Here is an 18,039-nt window from a genome sequence, read left to right on the forward strand (position 1 = left end):
TGTTTTATACTGGTACAAACAAGTGCAAGTACTGCTTTTGATTCTTTGTTTCAGATGAAAGGAGCAGAAGGTGGTCATTTATTTAGATGTCATTTGGCTGTTAAACTTTTGTTTTGATCTATTGCTGCTCTTACTCACGGCATTTATTCTCAAACGACAAGTGAAAAAAAGGCGATATATGTTAGGAGCTCTCATTGGATCGAGCATTGTTCTCTTGCTCTTTACGCCATTTGCAATGATTGTGTCGCATCCTTTAGGTAAACTGCTTTTTTCTGTCTTGATCGTGCTTGGAACCTTTGGCTTTCAAAGATTTCGTTCCTTTTTTCAAAACCTGTTTGCTTTTTACTTTGTCACATTTTTGATGGGAGGGGGCATGATCGGGGTTCATTCGTTTTTGCAGACAAATACAGTCATTCAAGATGGACTGCTTATTTCACAAAATGATGGATTTGGTGATCCCATTAGCTGGCTTTTTGTTCTCACTGGCTTTCCGGCCATTTGGCTGTTTTCAAAGAAACGATTAGGAGAGGTTGGTGCGAAAAAAAGACAATATGACGAACAAGTACTTGTGGAGATACACATTCAAGGAGAAACAATCCGCTTAAATGGTCTGGTCGATTCTGGAAATCAGCTGTATGATCCATTGACGAAAACACCTGTCATGATCGTCCAGCTCGATCAGCTCACATCTATTTTCGGAGAGCCATTTATAGAAAAAATGAAACAGTTTCATCCTGTTGAAGTGATGCAAAAGCTCGATGACCATTTTCCGCTGCTTGATCGTTTAAGACTCGTTCCGTATCGCGCAGTCGGTCATGATCACGGGTTTCTACTATGCTTTAAACCAGATACGGTCGTCCTTTATACAAAAACGCATATGATCCAGCCAGCGAAGTGTTTTGTTGGGATGAGTCTAAGTGGATTATCAGCAGATCAGGAATTTCAATCCATCATTCATCCAGAGATGTTAGACGGAAAAATGATACAAGGGGTGTCGTAGTTTTTTTGTGATGTCTTTTATCTTACGAAGTCAACTGGACATTTAGAAGGGAGAAGAAGATGAAAAAATTAAAATTTAAACTCACTTACTACTGGTATAAACTCCTCATGAAGCTAGGGCTAAAGAGTGATGAGATTTATTATATTGGTGGAAGTGAGGCACTGCCTCCGCCATTATCAAAGGATGAAGAACAAGAATTGCTCGTTAAATTACCTAAAGGGGATCAAACAGCAAGAGCCATTTTGATCGAAAGAAACTTGCGATTGGTCGTTTATATCGCAAGAAAATTTGAAAACACAGGCATTAACATTGAGGATTTGATTAGTATCGGAACGATAGGCCTCATCAAGGCAGTAAATACGTTTAATCCAGAAAAAAAGATCAAACTGGCCACATATGCGTCTAGATGTATTGAAAATGAGATTTTGATGTATTTGCGCCGAAATAATAAAATCCGTTCAGAAGTATCCTTTGATGAACCGCTTAACATCGACTGGGACGGAAATGAATTGCTTTTATCAGATGTACTTGGGACAGATGATGATATTATCACCCGGGATATTGAAGCAAATGTCGATAAAAAATTACTGAAAAAAGCGTTAGAACAATTAAACGATCGTGAAAAACAGATCATGGAACTGAGGTTCGGTTTAGTTGGCGGTGAAGAAAAAACCCAAAAAGATGTTGCCGACATGCTTGGTATTTCTCAGTCCTATATTTCAAGGCTCGAAAAAAGAATTATTAAACGATTGCAAAAAGAATTTAATAAGATGGTCTAAAAAAATTTTTTTGAAAGCTTTATCCCTGCACTGTCAAAGGGATCACCATTTTTTCACATCTTTCTCGTCGTAGACCGTGCATATTTTTCCATCCCACGGAGATACTGAACTTTGTACAACAGCTCCTGTAGGGAGGGAAAAAAGTGTCCAGAAATAAAGTGGAAATCTGCGGAGTCGACACCTCCAAACTGCCTGTTCTGAAAAACGACGAGATGAGAAAATTATTCAGACAGCTGCAAGATGAAGGTGATGATACAGCAAGAGAAAAGCTAGTCAATGGCAATTTGCGGTTGGTTTTAAGTGTGATTCAGCGTTTTAACAACAGAGGCGAGTATGTTGATGATCTCTTCCAAGTAGGCTGTATCGGATTAATGAAATCAATTGATAATTTTGATTTAAGCCACAATGTCAGATTTTCAACTTATGCGGTCCCTATGATCATAGGAGAAATCCGTCGATACTTGCGCGATAACAACCCCATCCGGGTGTCTCGTTCACTAAGAGATATTGCCTATAAGGCGCTTCAAGTCCGTGAGAGACTGATTAGTGAGACAAGCAAGGAACCAACGGCAGAAGACATTGCCAAAGTGTTAGAAGTCCCTCATGAGGAAATTGTTTTTGCCCTAGATGCCATTCAAGATCCTGTTTCTTTGTTTGAACCGATTTATAATGACGGAGGAGATCCGATTTATGTGATGGATCAAATTAGTGATGAACGGAACAAAGATACACAATGGGTAGAAGAATTGGCCTTAAAAGAGGGAATGCGCAGATTGAATGATCGAGAAAAAATGATTCTTCGTAAACGCTTTTTCCAAGGCAAAACACAAATGGAAGTGGCAGAAGAAATCGGCATTTCTCAAGCACAAGTATCAAGGCTTGAAAAAGCAGCAATCAAACAAATGAATAAAAATATTTTTTAAAGCCGCCGCTGATGTGCGGCTTTTTTCATTCTTTTTAGAGAACCCATCTGTAGTATTGACTCTGTTATTTTTTTCATTTAATCTGTTTTTAACAAATGTTATTTAAAATATCATTTGTGAGGGAATAGAGAAGCGGAAAGAAGGGTTATTATGACATTCCATGATGAAAGAAGGCTGCTCATTAAGGTTGCGCATATGTACTATGAAGAAGGCGCCACTCAATCTAAAATTGCAGAAGCTGTTGGGGTTAGCCGTTCGCTCATATCGAAATATTTGGCAAAAGCACGTGAAGCAGGAATCGTGGAAATCATTATTCATGATGAAGTAAATCAACAATATGGTTCGTTAGAAAGAAAAATAGAGCGAAAATATGGGCTGCGAGAAGTCGTGTGTGTGGAATCTCTCAGTCAAGAAACAACAAAAAGTCGAATAGGAGCTGCGGCTGCGGGCTTTTTATTAAAAGTCATGAAGGATGGACAAGTCATCGGTTTTTCATCAGGGACAACCTTGCATGAAATGGCGAAAGCGCTTACGTCTGTTCAGCATTTTCCATCTGTGACATTTGTTCCGCTTGTCGGAGGCGTCGGAAATGAAGATGTTGATATTCATGCCAACTATATTATTGGAAGATGCTCAGAAGCACTCAAATCCAAATGTGAGTTTTTACATGTGCCTGTCATGCTTGATACGAAAGAAGCGAAAGATGTACTCATTAGACAGCCGTCGATCAAAAAAGTCATTGAATTAGGAGAATCATCAAATATCGCGGTCGTAGGAATAGGTGGGGTTCCGCAACATTCAACGATGGTGAAATCCTATATGACAAGTGGTGAGGAAGATATCCTGCAAGCGAAAGATGTCGCGGGTGACATTTGTTATAACTTTATTGATCATAAAGGTGAAGTGTATCCGCATCCGTGGAACGACCGGGTGATGGGGATCAGTCCTCTAAAACTGAAAGAGATCCCACTTGTGATTGGTGTCGCTGGAGGAGAAGAAAAAATTGAAGCGATCAGGGCAGCGTTAGAAGGTGGATTAATTCATGTGTTAATTACAGATGAACAAACCGGAGATGCCCTATTAAAGTAACTACCTAAGCCGATTAGGTAGTTTTTTTGAGTCTTTAGACTCAAAAAGATTGAGAATTTTATCGATTTTATCTTGACACAAAGTTGACACATCATATAAACTAAGTTCATAACAAATGATAAATAAAATAACAAATGTTACAAGAAACAGATTTTTGTTAATTTTTATAACATTTGTTAAAAGTTTCAGATTATTTTTCTAGCAATCTATTGTGAAGCAAGAAAACCTGAAAGGATGATTTAGATGTCAATTTATCAACAATTGTTAGCACGAGAACGCAGCGGAGATCCAATCAAAGTTGGGATTATCGGGGCAGGTCAAATGGGGTTTGGACTCATTTCACAAATTTCTAAAATTCCAGGCATGATTGTCGCAGGTGTTTGTGATATTCATCTTAGTGCAGCTGAGAAAGCAGCGAATTTTTACAAGCAACATGCGAAACCACATCAAATGGTCGTCACAAATGATTACAGAGAAGTGATTCAATCAGATTCTGTGGAAGTCGTTGTGGATGCAACAGGTGTTCCAGAGGTCGGAGCAAACATTTCTTTGGAAGCGCTTAATTCAAAAAAACATCTCGTTCTTTTAAATGTAGAAGTCGATATTACGATCGGCTTGGTCATGCATAAATTATTCACGAATGCAGGACTTGTTTACTCTGGATCAGCTGGAGATGAACCAGCAGCAACGCTAGAACTATATGAATTTGCAAAAACAATGGGGCTTGAAGTATTGGTTGCTGGGAAAGGTAAGAACAACCCATTCTTCCCAGAAGCAAACCCAGATACGTGTAAAGCTGAAGCAGATAGTAAACATATGAGTGCCCACATGCTGGCAGCATTCCAAGACGGAACAAAAACGATGGCAGAAATGAACCTATTAAGTAATGCAACAGGACTTTTGCCTGATAAAGTCGGCATGCATGGAGTAGAAGCGAATTTAGAAAATGTAGCAGATAAATTAAATCAAAAACAGCAAGGCGGCGTACTGGATAACTTCGGAGTCGTTGAATATGTAAACGGACTTGCACCAGGTGTCTTTGTCATCGTCAAGAGTGATCTTGAGCCAGTAGATGAAGAACTTCGCTACTTAAAAGTTGGAAAAGGTCCTCACTACACACTGTATCGTCCTTTCCACTTAGCAAGTCTTGAAACACCAGTGACGATCGCAAAAGCAGTCTTACAACACGATTCTTCAATCCATCCAATTGGTGTACCAGTATCAGAAACTGTCGCTGTGGCGAAAAGAGATATTAAAGCAGGAGAAACACTTGATGGTATTGGCGGATACTCCGTAAGAGGTGTACTTGAAACACATCAAGACATGAAAGCGAACGGCCACATCCCAATTGGCTTAATCAGCGGAAAAGTGGTAGCGAAAAAAGATATCAAATTGGGGCAATTCCTATCTCATGATGATGTAGAACTTGATGCAAGCACAACGGTCTGGAAGCTGCGTTCATTACAAGATCACTTATTTCAATCATAAGGACGTGAGGCTATGGAAAAATTAGCAATCGTACTTTGTATCATTCTGATTGTGCAGTATGGTTTATCGTTTATTCAAATCAAGTACTACCGCAAGAGCATGGATTCACTGATTGACGACTATAAAGGGAAACAAGGCTATCACTTGTTTTCAGGAATGGAGCGGCGCAAATTTGGTCCTGGAGCCATTGCGCTCATCATTGTCGATGAATCATACATCATTCAAAAGTGTCATGTGCTGGGTGGCGTCTCGATTTTGTCTAAATTTAAGGAACTGCCTTCCTATGAAGGAAAACATGTGGGGGCTGTGCTTGATGAGCATCACATGATGAAACAAACATTGAAAAAGCGCAAAAGGGGACCAGCTGTCATGCAAGCACTCTCCATGGCAGCGGAGCAGGCGCTTGTCTCGATTTCTAAAAAAAATATAACAAATGTGAACTAAGAAAGGGGAGATGAAACATGGAATGGATTCAATGGTTTGGAGAGCACTTTATCGGGATGTTTGAAGCCGGCGGAAAGCAGTTCATGGGTCTTGTTACAGGTATCGTTCCAACGCTTGTTGTGTTACTTACTTTCACTTATGCTGTCATGAAGTTTATTGGAGAAGAGCGAGTGAATAGAGCGATTCAGTTTGCAGCGAAATATACCATTTTGCGCTATACGTTAATGCCGATCTTATCCGTTCTTATTTTGACAAACCCAATGGCTTATACGTTTGGCCGTTTCTTACCTGAAAAACAAAAACCAGCATTCTATGATTCAGCTGTTTCATTTGTTCATCCGGTGACATCGCTGTTCCCGTATGCCAACGCAGGAGAACTGTTTGTCTACTTAGGAATTGCGAACGGGATTAAAGAAGCTGGATACTCTATGTCAGAGCTGGCTGTTCGTTACTTCTTAGTCGGGATCGTTGTCATTTTACTTCGCGGAATCATTACGGAATGGATCACAAAGTACTTAGCAGGAAAAATGAAAGCGAATTCACAATAGGGGAGGGTTAGACATGACAAACCACAAAGTATTTGTTGCAAAAGGTGCTGGCGGATGGGGAAAAGGATTAGAGCTTGAACCAACCGGTAAAAGAAGAAAGGTCGTTTCCATTACAGGAGGAGGCATTCACCCAGTTGCACGAAAAATTGCAGAAATGACAGGGACAGAAGCATGTGATGGCTTTAAAAATTCTATACCAGAAGATGAAATGATGTGTGTTGTCATTGACTGCGGAGGAACAGCGCGAATTGGGCTTTATCCAATGAAACGCATTCCTACTGTCGATGTGCTGGCATCCTCTCCTTCTGGACCGCTTGCAAAACATATTACAGAGGATATCTTCGTATCAGGTGTCACAGAAAAAGATATTTCCTTTGCTGAAGCATCTGATAGTGAAGGGAATGTAGAAGGTCAAGAAAGCAGCGGCCCAATTGACAAAGAGAATTTCAAAGAAACCTATTCAAAACTGAAAGAGGAAAATATCGAGCGTCAAGAAAAAGGGAATTTCCTCATGAGATTCTCAAGAGGAATCGGAAAAGTAACCGGCACATTCTATCAAGCTGGTCGTGATTCTGTTGATATGCTCCTTAAAAACATTATTCCATTCATGGCCTTTGTCAGTATGTTAATTGGAATTATCAATTATACAAAAATCGGTGATCTGATTGCCCATTTCCTTTCACCTTTGGCAGGATCTTTATGGGGGCTCTTACTGCTCGTTGTTGTCTGTACCTTACCGTTCCTATCGCCTGTCTTAGGACCTGGGGCAGTCATCGCACAAGTCATCGGTGTACTGATTGGTAGTCAAATTGCACTAGGAAACATTCCGCCTCAATTTGCTCTTCCAGCACTGTTTGCAATCAACGGTCAAGTAGGGTGTGACTTTATCCCGGTGGGGCTATCACTTGGTGAAGCGAAGCCGGAAACGGTACAATATGGGGTACCAGCTGTTTTGTATAGCCGTCTCATTACAGGCGTTCTATCTGTTGTGATCGCATACGTTGCAAGCTTCGGTATGTATTAAACGTATTAAAGGAGGAATCGAGATACATGGTAACACAATCTGTCGTAAAAGAAATTGGGATCTTAGTCCCGCAGTTTAAAGAAGATAAGCTGATTGTTTTATTTGGACCAGCAGCGCCGCAGGAATTAAGAGATATGTCTGTCATTCATGAGTTTGAACACTTAGAAGAAGAGCCGCTGAAATTAGGCGGAACGATTCAAGTGGGCGACCAAACTTATACCATTACTGCTTTAGGCAATAAAGCAAATGACAACTTTAAGGAACTCGGCCATATTTCGATCTACTTCCAAGAGCCGTTTGATGATGTATTACCGGGAGCTGTCTTTGCATCCCCGCATACGTTTCCTGATATTAAAGAAGGCGTACGAATTGAAATTTCGTAACCATGGAAAAAAGCTGTTCCTTATAGGGAGCAGCTTTTTTGCGTTAGGTTTACTGATTGAAACATTTGCGATATGCTGTAGACGTTATTATTTGTATATTCAGAATTTTTATTCAGGGGGAAAAGATCGTGTCGCTTGACTTGAAGGATGTTTCTTTAAAACGAAATGGAAAATGGCTGCTTCGTTCTATTGACTGGCAGGTGAAAAACCAGGAACACTGGGTGCTTTATGGTTTAAATGGTGCTGGGAAAACGGCTTTATTAAATATGCTTTGCTCATATTATTTTCCAACGTCAGGTGAGATGACGGTGTTAGGCCATGTGTTTGGCAAGGAAGCGCTTGGTGAAAAACTAAGGAAGAAAATTGGTCTCATCTCTGCTGGTCTTGAAAAGAAGCTGCACAGAGATGACAATGCATTTGAAATTGTTTTGAGCGGGGCATTTGCTTCCATCGGACTTTATGAAACACCGACAGATGAGATAAGAGAGAAGGCGATTGATTTATTAAAAACATTTGGCTCGTTTCAATATGCCAATCGCACGTATGAAACCCTCTCGCAAGGAGAGAAACAGAAAGTGCTCATCGCAAGAGCTTTAATGAATGATCCGAAGCTTCTGATCTTAGATGAACCTGTGACGGGTCTTGATTTTTTAGCAAGAGAACAGGTGCTAGAGACGATCTCATTGATTGCATCAAAACCAGATGCGCCCACATTGCTCTATACGACCCACCATGCAGAAGAGATTCTCCCGATTTTTCAGCACACCTTATTATTAAAAGAAGGTACTGTTTTTCATAAAGGGGAGACAAAGCAGATGATGACAAGTGACTTGCTTTCTTCCTTTTTTGAATGTCCAGTCGAAGTCATGTGGCAAAACGGCCGCCCTCACTTAAGTAAATTGTAGATAAGAGAAACTATTGGTCTGCTTCCCTGCTTTTCCATCATACATATTATAGTAGAAAACGAAAGGCGGGGAAGGACAGATGATCAGTATTTCTGAATTCCAAATCAAAGATGTCGTCGATGTGTCCAGCGGAAAAAAATTAGGTACTATTGGAGACATCGATATCAATGTCACGAGCGGTAAAATACAAGCGATTATCATTGGCGGTACAGGTAAAATGATGGGATTTTTCGGAAAAGAAGAGGAAATGATTGTCCCGTGGCGAAATATAGTAAAAATTGGCGAAGATGTGATACTTGTCCGTTTGTCTTCTTAATTTGTGTAAATTCCTCAACTAATAGATCAAATTTTCCTTAAAACAAGCTCTCCATTCTCAGCAATCAATGTCTTTTTCGGGTAAAAAGATTACGTTTTCATATCAATTTGAAAAAAAACCTGTAGAAAGGGCACATTTGAGTGTAATATTTAATGAATCCCACTAACTGTCTTAGCAGGTCTTGTGGTAAAATAGGAGCGATATAAAGAGAGATGAATGAAAGGTGGGAGGCAGCTTTGATAGACAAATATGACCCCTTTCAGCAGAAATCACCTTATGCAATGCTGATTCATGATTGGACGAACATGACATGTTCTGGAAAAGAGATATTGGCCGGTTTTACGACAAAAAATGGCGGCTTTAGTCTTTCTCCATATCAATCAATGAACACTGGACTCCATGTAGGAGATGATGCTTCTAGTGTCCAAATGAATCGTCAAGTCATTGCAGACGCTACTGCTGTGCCGCTCTCTAATTGGGTGTTTGCTGACCAAACACACGAGGATCGCATCATGAAAGTCACGAAGGAACAAAAGGGAAGAGGAAGTCTTCAGTATGATGAAGCACTCTCTAGAACAGATGGTTTATACACCTCTGAACCAAACATCATGCTCGCTCTTTGTTTCGCTGACTGTGTTCCGCTTTATTTTCTAGCTCCGCAATCTGGGCTGATTGGAACGGCTCATGCCGGCTGGAAAGGAACCGTCAAACAAATTGGCGCCAACATGGTTGATGCATGGGTTCGCCAAGAAGGCGCTGATGCCGATCATATACAAGTCGTCATTGGACCATCCATTGGCAGCTGCTGCTACATAGTAGATGATGTTGTCATAGATCAAGTGAAACAGCTTCCTTTTTCAACAGAGGATGTGTATTCCGAGATGTCACAAGGACAATACAAAATTGACTTAAAAACACTAAACAAAAACGTATTACTTCATGCAGGATTAAAAGAAGAAAACATACATGTCAGTTCGATGTGCACAAGTTGCAATGAGCAGCATTTCTTCTCACACCGGCGTGATCAAGGGAAAACAGGACGTATGATGTCTTTTGTCGGGTTTAAGGAGGCATAAGTGCAATTGAATGTACGAGAGAATCTCAGACAAATAAATGAACAAATAAACGAAGCATGTAAAAGAGCAGGTAGACATCCAGACGATGTATCGGTTGTCGCTGTCACAAAGTATGTCTCGATTGAACGAGCATTAGAAGCCAAGGATGCCGGAATTTTGCACTTTGGTGAAAATCGTGACCAAGGGTTACTTGAAAAACAGGCAGCCATAACCGATGAAAACATTAGCTGGCACTTCATCGGCAGTTTACAGACGCGAAAAGTGAAATCTGTCATTCAGACCATTGACTACTTACATTCGCTAGACAGAATGTCTCTTGCGAATGAAATTGAAAAAAGAGCGGATCACACGGTTCGCTGTTTTGTACAGGTGAACACATCACTTGAGGAGTCAAAACACGGCTTACAAAGCGAAGACGTGATTCCATTTGTCAAACAGCTGGCTGATTTCAAACATATTGAAATTGCTGGACTCATGACGATGGCTCCATTTACAGATGATCACACGGTGATACGAAACTGTTTTAAAACATTAAGAAGCCTTCAACAAGAGGTAAAACAACTGAACCAAGTAAATGCACCTTGTCAGCATTTATCGATGGGCATGTCAAACGATTTTGAAATCGCAATTGAAGAAGGTGCGACATTTGTTCGGATTGGCTCTTCACTTGTTGGAAATGAAACAGGAGGTGCGTGACATGAGCATAAAAAATAAGTTTAAAAGCTTCTTCACACTCGATGATGAAGAGTATGAGTACGAATATATTGATGAAGAAAGAGAACCAGCACAAGAAGAAAAAAACACAAAAGATAAAGCGGCATTTCAAGAGCGTCCTCAGGCAGGAAAACAAAATGTCGTCAGCTTGCAAAGCGTGCAAAAATCCTCTAAAGTGGTGTTAAGTGAGCCGCGTGTTTATGCAGAGGCACAGGAGATTGCAGATCATATTAAAAATCGGCGTGCAGTCGTCGTCAATTTGCAGCGCATTCAGCACGATCAAGCAAAGCGAATCATCGACTTCTTAAGCGGAACGGTTTATGCAATCGGTGGAGACATTCAGCGTATTGGCTCGAATATATTCCTCTGCACACCTGATAATGTGGATGTATCTGGCACAATATCAGAACTATTGACAGAGGAAGAACCTCAGAGGTGGTAAATCATAGTTATTCTAAATTTCATTTTTAATATTTTGGGTACGGTATTAACGATTTACTCATTCGCGATCATTATTTACATCTTTATGTCATGGGTGCCATCTGCAAGAGAAACAGCGATTGGCCGCTTCTTGACAAACATTTGCGAACCGTATTTAGAACCATTCCGTAAAATTATTCCGCCAATTGGCATGATTGACATCTCGCCGATTGTGGCATTGCTTGTGATTCGTTTCGCATCATCGTATGGACTAACTGGTCTTTATAATATGATTGTACGATTCATGTAAACAGGCTGCCGGGCTTGGCATCTGCCAGGCTCTTTTACATAAAAGGGGAACAAAATGAGCGATATTTATCAACATTTTAGAAAAGACGAACAGCCATTTGTCGACCAAGTATTAGGCTGGAAAAACATCGCACTCGAACAATATCGAATGAAATTAACAGACTTTCTTGATCCGCGTGAGCAGTTCATTACCCAGTCCGTGATTCAGCATTCTGATGAGCTGGGTCTCATGTTTTTTGGCGGGTATGAGGAAGCAGAGCGGAAAAGGGCTTTGATCTATCCTGACTATTTAGCACCGACCATGCAGGATTTTGAACTGACTTATTTTCAGGTGAACTATGCGAAAAAGTTTATTTCTATAGAACACCCCAACCTTCTCGGTTCGCTCATTGGGACAGGCCTGAAGCGTCAAAAATTCGGTGATTTGTTGTTTTCAGAGGACAACGTGCAATTTATTTGTACAAGCGATGTTGCCGATTTTGTTCGGGCTCAGCTGACGCATGTCGGCAGAGCATCTGTTTCATTAGAGGAAATCAGCAAGGCAGATCTTCAGCCAGTCATCAGCAAAACCGATATCAAAGAAGATACGATTTCTTCACTGCGGCTTGACGCTGTATGTGCTGCTGTCAGCCGTCAGTCTCGGCAAAAAGCACAGCTTTTGGTCAAAAATGGTCTTGTCAAAGTAAACTGGAAAGTCACTGAAGACCCTTCCTTTACAATTGGTGAAGGTGATCAGCTCTCTGTCAGGGGATTTGGCCGCTTTAGCTTAAAAACAATTGATGGGAAGACGAAAAAAGATAAATTCAAAGTAACATTTGAGCTTCTGACATAACGAATTTGAATCTGGAGGTGGCAAAATTGCCATTAACACCTAATGATATTCATAATAAAACGTTCACAAAAAGTTTTCGCGGCTATGACGAAGATGAAGTAAATGAGTTTTTAAGCCAAGTACGTAAAGATTACGAGATCGTACTTCGCAAAAAGAACGAGCTTGAAGACAAAGTCAACGAGCTTGATGAAAGACTAGGCCATTTTGCAACAATTGAAGAAACATTAAACAAATCCATTCTTGTGGCGCAAGAAGCAGCAGAAGACGTGAAGCGTCATTCTGATAAAGAAGCGAAATTGATCATTCGTGAAGCTGAGAAAAATGCAGACCGTATTATCAACGAAGCGTTATCAAAATCAAGAAAGATTGCAATGGAAATCGAAGAGCTCAAGAAACAGTCGAAAGTCTTTAGAACTCGTTTCCAAATGCTCATCGAAGCTCAGCTTGATCTTCTGAAAAATGATGATTGGGATCATTTGCTGGAATATGAAGTTGACGCTGTCTTTGACGAAAAAGAATAAGCGCATCACCTTGACATGACGTGCTCATGTTGCATATAATACCATCATAAATTAACAAGAGATAAACGTTTGAAAGGGACACTCGCAGCGGTTACATGCGTAATAAAGCGAATCAGGGACGGTGGAAGCCTGACATTACGAAACGCTGCAATGAGATCACCCCTTTAGTTCCTTTTCTGAAATGAATGAGTAAGAAAAGGCGTCAGATCACGTTACGATTTTAGAGTGGATAAGCGGCAATTTCAAAGCGCTTGTCTAAAAGGGTGGTACCGCGAGACAAGCCTTCTCGTCCCTTATGGGATGAGAGGGCTTTTTTTATTGTTTTTTAATACGAATTTGCATGTGGAGGAATAGGTATGAACTACAAAGACACCTTATTAATGCCAAAAACAGAATTCCCGATGAGAGGGAACTTGCCGAACAAAGAGCCTGAAATCCAAGAGGAGTGGGCAGAAAAAGACATCTATCAAATGGTTTTAGAGCGGACAAAAGGACGCCCAACCTTTATTTTGCATGATGGACCTCCATATGCGAATGGTGACATTCATATGGGGCACGCACTCAATAAAATCCTCAAAGATTTTATTGTCCGTTTTAAATCAATGAATGGATTCCATGCACCGTACGTACCGGGCTGGGATACACATGGCTTACCGATTGAAACAGCCCTTACGAAAAATAAAAAAGTCAAACGCAAAGAAATGTCGACAGCAGAATTCCGTAAACTATGTGAGGAGTATGCTTGGAAACAAATCGAAGGTCAGCGCAATCAGTTTAAACGTTTGGGCGTAAGAGCAGACTGGGATAATCCATATGTGACATTGAAGCCTGAATACGAAGCGCAGCAAATTCTTGTCTTTGGTGAAATGGCGAAAAGAGGCTATATTTACAAAGGTCTTAAGCCTGTTAACTGGTCTCCATCAAGTGAATCAGCACTTGCTGAAGCAGAAATTGAATACAAGGACAAACGTTCACCATCGATTTACGTATCATTTAAAGTGAAAGATGGCAAAGGCGTACTTGAAAACGGCGAGCAGTTCATCATCTGGACAACAACACCTTGGACACTTCCTGCAAACCTTGGCATTTGTGTACATCCAAACCTAGAGTACAGTGTGCTTCAAGTGGGTGCTGAGCGATATGTCATCGCATCTGAGCTAGTTGAACAAGTGGCAAAAACACTTGGCTTTGAAGAGTACGAAGTTGTGAAAACCTTAAAAGGTAAAGAATTAGATAAGGTCGTTGCAGCACATCCAATTTACGATAGAGATTCTCTTGTGATGCTTGGCGATCACGTCACAACAGATGCAGGAACAGGCTGTGTTCACACAGCGCCAGGTCACGGGGAAGATGACTTTATCGTAAGTATGAAGTACGGTCTTGATGTGTTATGTCCAGTAGATGAAAAAGGTGTGATGACAGAAGAAGCACCTGGTTTTGAAGGACTATTCTATGAGGATGCCAATAAAGCCATCACAGAACAGCTTGAAGCAAAAGGCGCATTGAAAAAGCTCGACTTTATCACGCACTCCTATCCGCATGACTGGAGAACGAAAAAACCAACAATTTATCGTGCAACTGCTCAGTGGTTTGCTTCCATTAAAGATTTCAGAGAAGCACTATTAGATAATATTAAAGAAACGAAATGGGTTCCAGCTTGGGGCGAAACGCGCCTGTTCAATATGGTGCGTGACAGAGGTGACTGGTGCATTTCAAGACAGCGTGTATGGGGCGTTCCAATCCCAGTCTTCTATGCTGAAAATGGTGAGCCAATCATCACAGATGAAACGATTCAACACGTCTCTCAATTATTTAGAGAACATGGCTCGAATATTTGGTTTGAAAAAGAAGCAAAAGAATTATTGCCTGAAGGCTTTACACATCCAGGCAGCCCGAATGGTGAATTTACGAAAGAGCAAGATATCATGGATGTATGGTTTGATTCTGGTTCTTCTCACCAAGCGGTATTAGAAGAACGAGATGACCTGGTTCGTCCGGCAGACCTTTACCTTGAAGGTTCTGATCAATATCGCGGCTGGTTTAACTCATCTTTATCTACAGCAGTTGCAGTCACTGGAAAAGCGCCATATAAAGGTGTTCTCAGCCATGGCTTTACGCTTGATAAAGAAGGACGCAAGATGAGTAAATCATTAGGCAATACGATTGATCCGACGAAAGTGGCGAAGCAGCTTGGTGCGGAGATTCTTAGACTTTGGGTATCTTCTGTCAACTATCAAGCCGATCATCCAGTGTCTGACGACATTTTAAAACAAGTCGCAGAAGTTTATCGTAAAATCCGTAACACGTTCCGCTTCTTGCATGGTAACCTGTTTGACTTTGATCCAGCAGTCAATGCAGTACCAGTCGAAGAGCTTCGCGAAGTGGATCAATATATCTTAATCAAATTAAACAAATTGATTGATAAAGTGAAAAAAGCTTATGATGATTACGAATTTGCGGTTGTCTATCATGCCATCCACAACTTCTGTACGATTGAGCTTAGCTCTTTCTATCTCGATTTTGCAAAAGATGTGGTATACATTGAGCATGCGGATCATCCAGACCGCCGCAGCATGCAAACGGTTTTCTATGAAACATTAATGGCGTTAGTGAAGTTGACAGCACCAATTCTTCCGCATACAGCAGATGAACTATGGAGCCACTTAAGCTTTGTTGAAGAGCCAAGTGTTCAGTTAACAGATATGCCAGAAGGTGTAGCTGTTCCTCAAGCAGAAGCGACAGAAGTGAAGTTTGACCGCTTTATGGAAGTACGTGACGATGTGCTAAAAGCGCTGGAAATTGCGCGTAATGAGAAAGTCATCGGACGTTCACTTGAAGCGAGTGTGACCCTTTATGCAACAGAGGAAGTGAAAAACCTTCTTGCATCCATTAAAGAAGATGTGAAGCAGCTGTTTATCATTTCTGAGTTAACAGTAGAAGATGAGAAGCATGCAGACGCATCAGCGCCTGAATACACATCAGGACGTATTGTTGTTCAAAAAGCAGAAGGCGAACTGTGCGAACGTTCCCGCATTATTTCAAAAGATGTTGGCGCAAATCCAAAATACCCAACATTGTCGCTCAAAAATGCTGAAATCGTGGAGAAATATTACCAGAATTAACAGTGTGATATCACCAACTAGCGCCCCGCATATAGCGGGGCGTTTTTGATATAGAGAAAATGACAGCGTTTAGAACGAAAGGAAAAATCTTATGGCTTTAAAGTGAACAGGCGGGGCAACAATATGATTATTACGACAGGGCAGGAGTTGAAACAGCGACATGAATGGCGATCTAGAGACGATTTACATGGAACTCCTTCAAATGAGAGAAGAACTGCAATCGAAACTGTTTGAATATGCATCATTGCGTTCACCCGCTGAACATGTCACGTTCGATCAAGCAAAAACGACCACGCTTCTTTATCACATCAAAGAAGAACTGCAAGATGTTTCGCTCGCGATTGCAAAAATTGAACAAGGAACTTATGGCATATGTGAGGCGACAGGGCATACAATGCCCATTGAACAAATGAGTATTCTTCCGACAGCTCGTACGACTGACGACTTTTTATATCATAAGCAATACGAGAAAAAAGCATTCACCCCTTATCCTTATGAATCAAACGATTCTCATTTTGAAGCCTTCCACATGTAGGGAGGTTTTTGTCTGTCAACTAAAGTTTCTTTACTCCATCCTGTTTTCTTGATAAAATGCATAAAGACCAAAGTATGAAGATGGAGGAACGTGTGTGTTCTATTACATAATCGCATTCGTGATAATTTGTTTAGATCAATTAACAAAATGGCTCATTGTCAAACATATGATGCTCGGTGATTCTATTCCTGTGATTGATGGCTTCTTTTACATCACATCCCACCGAAATTCAGGAGCCGCATGGGGGATTCTCCAAGGACAAATGTGGTTTTTCTATGTGATCACACTCGTTGTTATTGCAGGAATTGTTTATTATTTGCAAAAACATGGACAAAAGGACAAGCTACTTGGCGTAGCGCTTGCCTTAATGCTTGGCGGAGCGATTGGAAACTTTATTGACCGTATTTTCCGTCAAGAAGTGGTTGATTTTGCTCATTTCGTATTTGGGGATTATCATTATCCAATCTTTAATATCGCAGATTCCTCTCTATGTGTGGGGGTCATTCTGCTCTTTATTCAAATGCTGTTAGATGGAAAGAAAAATAAGGAGTCAACTACATGAATCAAGTAAACATTGCCGTTTCAGAAGAACAAACGAGTGAACGGCTTGATAAATTTTTAAGCACAACTGAACCAGAATGGTCAAGAACCCAAGTCCAGCAGTGGGTGAAAGATGGGCTCATCGAAGTAAATGGAAAACAAGTGAAGGCCAATTATAAAGTACAAGCTGGAGATCAAATCAAAGTAGAGATTCCAGATCCAGAAGCACTAGATGTAGAAGCGGAATCAATGGATCTTGATATTTATTATGAGGATGAAGATGTACTAGTGGTCAATAAACCAAGAGGAATGGTCGTTCATCCAGCACCAGGACATGTGACAGGTACTCTTGTCAATGGCCTCATGGCTCATTGCAATGATTTGTCAGGCATTAATGGTGTGATGAGACCAGGAATTGTCCACCGGATTGATAAAGATACTTCAGGGCTTTTAATGGTCGCAAAAAATGATATGGCGCATGAATCACTCGTCAATCAGCTGGTGGCGAAAACGGTCACTAGAAAATACACAGCCGTTGTTCATGGCATCATTCAGCATGATACTGGAACGATTGATGCACCAATTGGTCGAGACAAAAAAGATCGCCAAAGCATGACGGTCACAAAAGAAAATGCAAAGCAGGCAGTCACTCATTTTGATGTGATGGAGCGCTTTAAAGACTTTACCGTTGTAGAATGCCGCCTTGAAACAGGAAGAACCCACCAAATTCGTGTTCATATGAAATACATTGGTTATCCTCTTGCCGGAGATCCAAAATATGGCCCGAGAAAAACCGTTGATTTCAATGGACAACTGCTGCATGCAGGCGTGTTAGGATTTGATCACCCTAGAACAGGAGAATATATGGAGTTTACAGCTCCAATTCCAGCTGATATGCAAGCTTTTATCGATTCATTAAGAAATAACGATTGACAGGCCGTTCTTTTTTTGAAATAATAAACGAAGAAATTGAGATTCTTTAAAACAGTCCAGAGAGGCTGAGAAGGATAACGGATCAATTTGTGCACGAGTATGCACAAATGAGCGCCCCTCTCTGCCCTTTGCAGAAGG

General features: G+C 40.9%; 21 protein-coding genes. All 21 read left to right on the top strand.

The genetic code is table 11. The features are described 5' to 3' along the window. Nucleotides 1–70: 70 nt before the first annotated feature. The 21 genes from spoIIGA (at nt 71) to MKY11_RS07435 (ending at nt 17,901) form a co-directional block, all read left to right on the top strand. On the top strand, nt 71–1,000 hold the full coding sequence (gene spoIIGA / locus MKY11_RS07335) for a sigma-E processing peptidase SpoIIGA (RefSeq protein ID WP_017367198.1): 930 nt from the start codon (nt 71–73) through the stop codon (nt 998–1,000). Nucleotides 1,001–1,059: 59 nt separating this feature from the next. Beyond that, on the top strand, nt 1,060–1,779 hold the full coding sequence (gene sigE / locus MKY11_RS07340; RefSeq protein ID WP_007499746.1) for an RNA polymerase sporulation sigma factor SigE: 720 nt from the start codon (nt 1,060–1,062) through the stop codon (nt 1,777–1,779). Between the two features lie 143 nt (nt 1,780–1,922). Then, entirely contained in the window at nt 1,923–2,702 is a 780-nt protein-coding gene (gene sigG, locus MKY11_RS07345; protein WP_003211879.1) for an RNA polymerase sporulation sigma factor SigG, read from the top strand. Nucleotides 2,703–2,852: 150 nt separating this feature from the next. After that, on the top strand, nt 2,853–3,791 hold the full coding sequence (locus tag MKY11_RS07350; protein WP_024720314.1) for a sugar-binding transcriptional regulator: 939 nt from the start codon (nt 2,853–2,855) through the stop codon (nt 3,789–3,791). Nucleotides 3,792–4,034: 243 nt separating this feature from the next. Continuing rightward, the gene (locus MKY11_RS07355) at nt 4,035–5,279 is read left to right on the top strand and encodes an SAF domain-containing protein (RefSeq protein ID WP_007499740.1); all 1,245 of its coding nucleotides are present in this window, start codon (nt 4,035–4,037) and stop codon (nt 5,277–5,279) included. A gap of 12 nt (nt 5,280–5,291) precedes the next feature. Next, nucleotides 5,292–5,723 carry a transcriptional regulator GutM gene (locus MKY11_RS07360; protein ID WP_008354650.1) on the top strand — a complete coding sequence of 144 codons (432 nt, stop codon included), beginning with the start codon at nt 5,292–5,294 and terminating at the stop codon, nt 5,721–5,723. Between the two features lie 17 nt (nt 5,724–5,740). After that, nucleotides 5,741–6,271, top strand: a complete 531-nt coding sequence (locus MKY11_RS07365) for a PTS glucitol/sorbitol transporter subunit IIC (protein WP_003210918.1) — start codon at nt 5,741–5,743, stop codon at nt 6,269–6,271. A 13-nt stretch (nt 6,272–6,284) separates the two neighbouring features. Continuing rightward, nucleotides 6,285–7,295 (top strand): PTS glucitol/sorbitol transporter subunit IIB, encoded by a 1,011-nt coding sequence (locus MKY11_RS07370; protein WP_024720315.1) that lies wholly within the window; start codon nt 6,285–6,287, stop codon nt 7,293–7,295. 26 nt (nt 7,296–7,321) lie between these two features. Further along, nucleotides 7,322–7,678 carry a PTS glucitol/sorbitol transporter subunit IIA gene (locus tag MKY11_RS07375; protein ID WP_007499733.1) on the top strand — a complete coding sequence of 119 codons (357 nt, stop codon included), beginning with the start codon at nt 7,322–7,324 and terminating at the stop codon, nt 7,676–7,678. A gap of 128 nt (nt 7,679–7,806) precedes the next feature. Next, a complete protein-coding gene (locus MKY11_RS07380) occupies nt 7,807–8,583 on the top strand; it encodes an ABC transporter ATP-binding protein (protein WP_019743283.1) in 777 nt (258 codons plus the stop codon). Nucleotides 8,584–8,662: 79 nt separating this feature from the next. Beyond that, on the top strand, nt 8,663–8,899 hold the full coding sequence (locus MKY11_RS07385; protein ID WP_008344958.1) for a YlmC/YmxH family sporulation protein: 237 nt from the start codon (nt 8,663–8,665) through the stop codon (nt 8,897–8,899). A gap of 212 nt (nt 8,900–9,111) precedes the next feature. After that, nucleotides 9,112–9,975, top strand: a complete 864-nt coding sequence (gene pgeF / locus MKY11_RS07390) for a peptidoglycan editing factor PgeF (RefSeq protein WP_035700679.1) — start codon at nt 9,112–9,114, stop codon at nt 9,973–9,975. A gap of 6 nt (nt 9,976–9,981) precedes the next feature. Next, nucleotides 9,982–10,671, top strand: coding sequence for a YggS family pyridoxal phosphate-dependent enzyme (locus tag MKY11_RS07395; RefSeq protein ID WP_274660408.1), 690 nt, complete (start codon nt 9,982–9,984; stop codon nt 10,669–10,671). Nucleotide 10,672: 1 nt separating this feature from the next. Beyond that, nucleotides 10,673–11,131: a cell division protein SepF gene (gene sepF / locus MKY11_RS07400; RefSeq protein ID WP_017359354.1), complete on the top strand. Its 459-nt coding sequence runs from the start codon at nt 10,673–10,675 to the stop codon at nt 11,129–11,131. Between the two features lie 3 nt (nt 11,132–11,134). Continuing rightward, complete coding sequence (locus tag MKY11_RS07405) at nt 11,135–11,419, top strand: YggT family protein (RefSeq protein WP_255290858.1); 285 nt, start codon at nt 11,135–11,137, stop codon at nt 11,417–11,419. Nucleotides 11,420–11,473: 54 nt separating this feature from the next. Further along, the gene (locus MKY11_RS07410; protein ID WP_216895060.1) at nt 11,474–12,250 is read left to right on the top strand and encodes an RNA-binding protein; all 777 of its coding nucleotides are present in this window, start codon (nt 11,474–11,476) and stop codon (nt 12,248–12,250) included. Between the two features lie 26 nt (nt 12,251–12,276). Then, the gene (locus MKY11_RS07415) at nt 12,277–12,771 is read left to right on the top strand and encodes a DivIVA domain-containing protein (protein WP_008344947.1); all 495 of its coding nucleotides are present in this window, start codon (nt 12,277–12,279) and stop codon (nt 12,769–12,771) included. Between the two features lie 356 nt (nt 12,772–13,127). After that, on the top strand, nt 13,128–15,893 hold the full coding sequence (gene ileS, locus MKY11_RS07420; RefSeq protein ID WP_008344945.1) for an isoleucine--tRNA ligase: 2,766 nt from the start codon (nt 13,128–13,130) through the stop codon (nt 15,891–15,893). A 160-nt stretch (nt 15,894–16,053) separates the two neighbouring features. After that, nucleotides 16,054–16,428, top strand: coding sequence for a hypothetical protein (locus tag MKY11_RS07425; protein ID WP_008344944.1), 375 nt, complete (start codon nt 16,054–16,056; stop codon nt 16,426–16,428). A 94-nt stretch (nt 16,429–16,522) separates the two neighbouring features. Then, the gene (lspA, locus tag MKY11_RS07430; RefSeq protein ID WP_008344942.1) at nt 16,523–16,990 is read left to right on the top strand and encodes a signal peptidase II; all 468 of its coding nucleotides are present in this window, start codon (nt 16,523–16,525) and stop codon (nt 16,988–16,990) included. Beyond that, nucleotides 16,987–17,901 (top strand): RluA family pseudouridine synthase, encoded by a 915-nt coding sequence (locus MKY11_RS07435; protein WP_024720321.1) that lies wholly within the window; start codon nt 16,987–16,989, stop codon nt 17,899–17,901. The genes lspA and MKY11_RS07435 overlap by 4 nt, the downstream gene beginning before the upstream one ends. The last annotated feature ends 138 nt before the right edge of the window (nt 17,902–18,039 follow it).

The organism is Bacillus sp. FSL W7-1085, assembly GCF_038595035.1.
Taxonomy (GTDB): domain Bacteria; phylum Bacillota; class Bacilli; order Bacillales; family Bacillaceae; genus Bacillus; species Bacillus altitudinis.

Excerpts from the sequence above, each read along its gene's own strand:
- sigE (WP_007499746.1), top strand. The coding sequence starts at position 1,060 with ATGAAAAAATTAAAATTTAAACTCACTTACTACTGGTATAAACTCCTC.
- MKY11_RS07350 (WP_024720314.1), top strand. The coding sequence starts at position 2,853 with ATGACATTCCATGATGAAAGAAGGCTGCTCATTAAGGTTGCGCATATG.
- MKY11_RS07355 (WP_007499740.1), top strand. The coding sequence starts at position 4,035 with ATGTCAATTTATCAACAATTGTTAGCACGAGAACGCAGCGGAGATCCA.
- MKY11_RS07360 (WP_008354650.1), top strand. The coding sequence starts at position 5,292 with ATGGAAAAATTAGCAATCGTACTTTGTATCATTCTGATTGTGCAGTAT.
- MKY11_RS07365 (WP_003210918.1), top strand. The coding sequence starts at position 5,741 with ATGGAATGGATTCAATGGTTTGGAGAGCACTTTATCGGGATGTTTGAA.
- MKY11_RS07370 (WP_024720315.1), top strand. The coding sequence starts at position 6,285 with ATGACAAACCACAAAGTATTTGTTGCAAAAGGTGCTGGCGGATGGGGA.
- MKY11_RS07375 (WP_007499733.1), top strand. The coding sequence starts at position 7,322 with ATGGTAACACAATCTGTCGTAAAAGAAATTGGGATCTTAGTCCCGCAG.
- MKY11_RS07385 (WP_008344958.1), top strand. The coding sequence starts at position 8,663 with ATGATCAGTATTTCTGAATTCCAAATCAAAGATGTCGTCGATGTGTCC.
- pgeF (WP_035700679.1), top strand. The coding sequence starts at position 9,112 with ATGAATGAAAGGTGGGAGGCAGCTTTGATAGACAAATATGACCCCTTT.
- sepF (WP_017359354.1), top strand. The coding sequence starts at position 10,673 with ATGAGCATAAAAAATAAGTTTAAAAGCTTCTTCACACTCGATGATGAA.
- MKY11_RS07410 (WP_216895060.1), top strand. The coding sequence starts at position 11,474 with ATGAGCGATATTTATCAACATTTTAGAAAAGACGAACAGCCATTTGTC.
- ileS (WP_008344945.1), top strand. The coding sequence starts at position 13,128 with ATGAACTACAAAGACACCTTATTAATGCCAAAAACAGAATTCCCGATG.
- MKY11_RS07425 (WP_008344944.1), top strand. The coding sequence starts at position 16,054 with ATGAATGGCGATCTAGAGACGATTTACATGGAACTCCTTCAAATGAGA.
- MKY11_RS07435 (WP_024720321.1), top strand. The coding sequence starts at position 16,987 with ATGAATCAAGTAAACATTGCCGTTTCAGAAGAACAAACGAGTGAACGG.